The organism is Enterobacter cloacae complex sp. 6730903, assembly GCF_048283985.1.
Lineage (GTDB): Bacteria > Pseudomonadota > Gammaproteobacteria > Enterobacterales > Enterobacteriaceae > Enterobacter > Enterobacter hormaechei_C.
In genome coordinates this window covers 1-3,412 of the sequence record NZ_JBLVXX010000104.1, presented here as the reverse complement: position 1 = coordinate 3,412, position 3,412 = coordinate 1, and the positions used below count along the sequence as shown (strand labels likewise).

Annotated in this window: 1 pseudogene; it reads right to left on the bottom strand. The window is 52.2% G+C overall.

What is annotated here, in order from left to right:
- Positions 1-170: 170 nt before the first annotated feature.
- A pseudogene (locus ACNQ0W_RS24825) lies at positions 171-3,178 on the bottom strand (Tn3 family transposase).
- Positions 3,179-3,412: the final 234 nt, after the last annotated feature.

Sequence of the window (3,412 nt, the reverse complement as noted above, 5' to 3'; positions counted from 1 at the left end):
CCCTGGGCGAAATGCGCCTGGTAAGCAGAGTTTTTGAAATGTAAGGCCTTTGAATAAGACAAAAGGCTGCCTCATCGCTAACTTTGCAACAGTGCCCGATAGTCTTTGGCCTTAAGACGTTTCGAAACCATCATCATGGGGTTTGAGGGCCAATGATGTAAAAAACCACGCTAAGGAGATAATTCATTGTTTAAATTGAGATTTAACGGCCTCAATTCCCCCTTCATAATATCCTCCGGTAGTGTGAACGTATAATGTCCCAGCATGTTGATATGACCGTGCATCAGAGGCGAAAGCCGCGCGATATGTTCATCCTCTGGCCCTTCCCCGATGCTGCGCAGGTGCGACAAGGCTTCCTGCATATAAAGCGTATTCCACAGCACCACTGCGTTTGTCACCAGACCCAGCGCACCCAACTGATCTTCCTGCCCCTCGCGGTAACGTTTTCTGATCTCGCCACGCTGACCGTAGCAGATGGCTCTTGCAACGGCATGGCGGCCTTCACCCCGGTTCAACTGTGTTAGGATCCGGCGACGATAGTCCTCATCATCAATATAGTTGAGAAGATACAGTGTCTTGTTAACTCTTCCGACCTCCATTATTGCCTGAGCAAGCCCTGACGGTCGGGTACTTCTCAATAGCGATCGAATGAGTTCTGACGCATGAATAGTGCCCAGCTTCAGCGAACCGGCAACCCGCATCATCTCATCCCAGTGGCTTTCGATTTTAGAAAGGTCAACACAACCCCGCGCCAGTTTGTCCAACGCCCCGTAATTCGCTGCTTTGTCGGCCCGCCAGAACACAGCCTCACCCGCATCCGCCAGACGAGGTGAAAATTGGTATCCCAGTAGCCAGAACAGGCCAAAGATAATGTCACTGGTACCTGCTGTGTCCGTCATGATTTCAACCGGGTTTAGTCCCGTTTGTTGCTCAAGTAGCCCTTCCAGCACAAAGATGGAATCCCGCAGTGTTCCAGGAATCACTATGCCATGAAAACCCGAATATTGGTCAGAGACAAAGTTGTACCAGGTGATGCCGCGCCCTGAACCAAAGTATTTTCTGTTGGGGCCAGAATTCACCGTTTTCACTGGCGTGACAAAACGCATACCATCAGCGGAGGCTACCTCCCCGCCCCCCAGTATCCTGCCAACGCTAACGAGGACTGAAAATCAACCAGCCGCGCATTGGCGCTAACCAGCGTTTCTGCTCGGATGTAGTTCTGTTTCACCCAGCTCAGACGATGGCGAGTCAGTGCAGGGATATTGTGCTTGATCAGCGGCTCATGTCCGATATTGCAGGCCTCAGCCAGCATCACCGCACACAGGCTTATATGCAGATCCTGCGCACGGGCACCTGACTCGCTGACATGGCTGAATTCACGGGTGAAGCCAGTTCTGGCGTCAATCTCGAGCAACAGTTCTGTCAGGTCAACGGGTGGAAGCAATTGTCTGACTCGGCTGCTCAGTTGTATCAGCGCCGGTGGTTCATCCAATTTATCCAGGCTGCTGATGGTCAGCGAAGGATGTTTACCTTCATTGCAGATGTCCACGGCGGTATTGCGATCAAAACGTGATGCCACCGTTTTCCAGGTTTCATCTAACTGAGCGGCCAATTGCTCCGATGCTTTACTGCCATTAGTGGGGTGACCCAATGCCCGGCAGACTGGAACCCGCTGCGCCTGCCATTCCTCCCCCTGAAGAAGTTTTTGGCGCGGATCACCCCAACGATCGCTGTTTTCCAACCAGATGTCACGACGGCGTAGCGCATCCTGAAGTCGCTCCAGCAGACACAACGAGTAACCTGCTCGCTGTATCCGACCGTCAGCATCGTACACCAGGCGTTTCCAAGGGCCTGAAATGATATGTTCAGGTGCATCGTCCAGGATCCGTTTTTTCGAGCCGTTTAGCTCTGCCAGGTAATGGATGGCAGCCAAGGTATGTTCACCGTCTGGGGCCGCACGGAAGTGCAGATCGCGCAGTAGTGCGGGCAAAAAACGCCTTACCCGTCCGTATTGCTCCACCATTTCATCCTGAAAGTTTGTATCCTGGGGGCGGGCCAGTTCATTCACTTTTTCCACGGACTCTGCCAGTCTGGCGACAGACACACTGCTGAATATGGTCTTTCGCAGCAAATCATCGGCGGTATCTTCATCAAGTAAAAGTGCGCATGCCCGCGCCAGCAGCAACGCCGCGCGGTCAAGATCCTTGAGCGTCCTAAGTCGCTTTTTCTGCCCGGTTTTCTTCGCCTCCCGGGTAATATTGAGGATCAGCATATCCAGCACGTCAACGGCCTCGTCCAGCGCCGAGATTTCTTGCGCTTTCACGAATGCGGTAAGGATCGCCAGCCGCCGTTCTTCTGGCATTCTGCTGATATATTTCACCGATGCCATTCCGGCATAGCGTGCCAGATTGCGGAGCTGTATGGCGGGCAGCCCAGTGAAATTCAGACAGGAAAACTCCAGGCTGCGCAGGCGAGTGTAACGTTCAAGTGCTTCAGTGAACGCGGGGCCGCTGATAGTGACAGGGCCTCTTTTTAGGTGCTCCATCACTGAGAGTCGCTGTCCTTCGGGGATTTCAAGTAACCCAGCCAGTTGTGCGGTCTGCCAACGGTTTGGCAGCGCGGCCAATTTTCGCCACAAGCGGCGGGTCGCACGCTCACGGATTTCACCAATGACTCTCGTCAGGGTGGATGCGGCTGGCAACAACACTTTATTTTGAAGCAACCACGCGGTGGCAAAATCGAACATCAGTCCGGGGCGTTCATTACTGAGCCATGCACGGGTATACAGCAATCGCTTCAGTCTGAACGACCACGGGAAATCACCGAAATCATGATAGCTATAGTGCTGCCTGATAAGCCCGTGGTGCTCCCAACGTGTGTTTTCCCTTTGAGCATAGCGGGAAATGATCTCTGGATAGCGGATGTTAAGTTGCCTTGCGACATAAAACTGGACACCGGGCGGTATTTGCATGAGATCGGACAAGAAGGTTCCCAGAAAGCGGGCAGTTGTGAGTTGAAGGGCAATTCCCAACCGGTTATGCCTGCCCCTACGCAGGTTGATGAAAGTAAGGTCTCGCTCATCAAGATGAAAATACCGTGCCAGCTGGATCTCGTTTGGCTCTGCGGCATAACGCCCGTAGTTCTGTGTCTGTTTGTCGGTCAGAAAATCAGCAGCCATCACGCATCCTTTCGTAAACGGGTGTTCTGTTCTCTTTTTAACCGTCTCAAATGTTATGAGTTTTGATACCACCCAAAACGGTACTGAATGTCAGTATCAAAAATCGTGATTTATGCATTATGATACTACACAGTATGGCACTGTTGCAAAGTTAGCGATGAGGCAGCCTTTTGTCTTATTCAAAGGCCTTACATTTCAAAAACTCTGCTTACCAGGCGCATTTCGCCCAGGGGA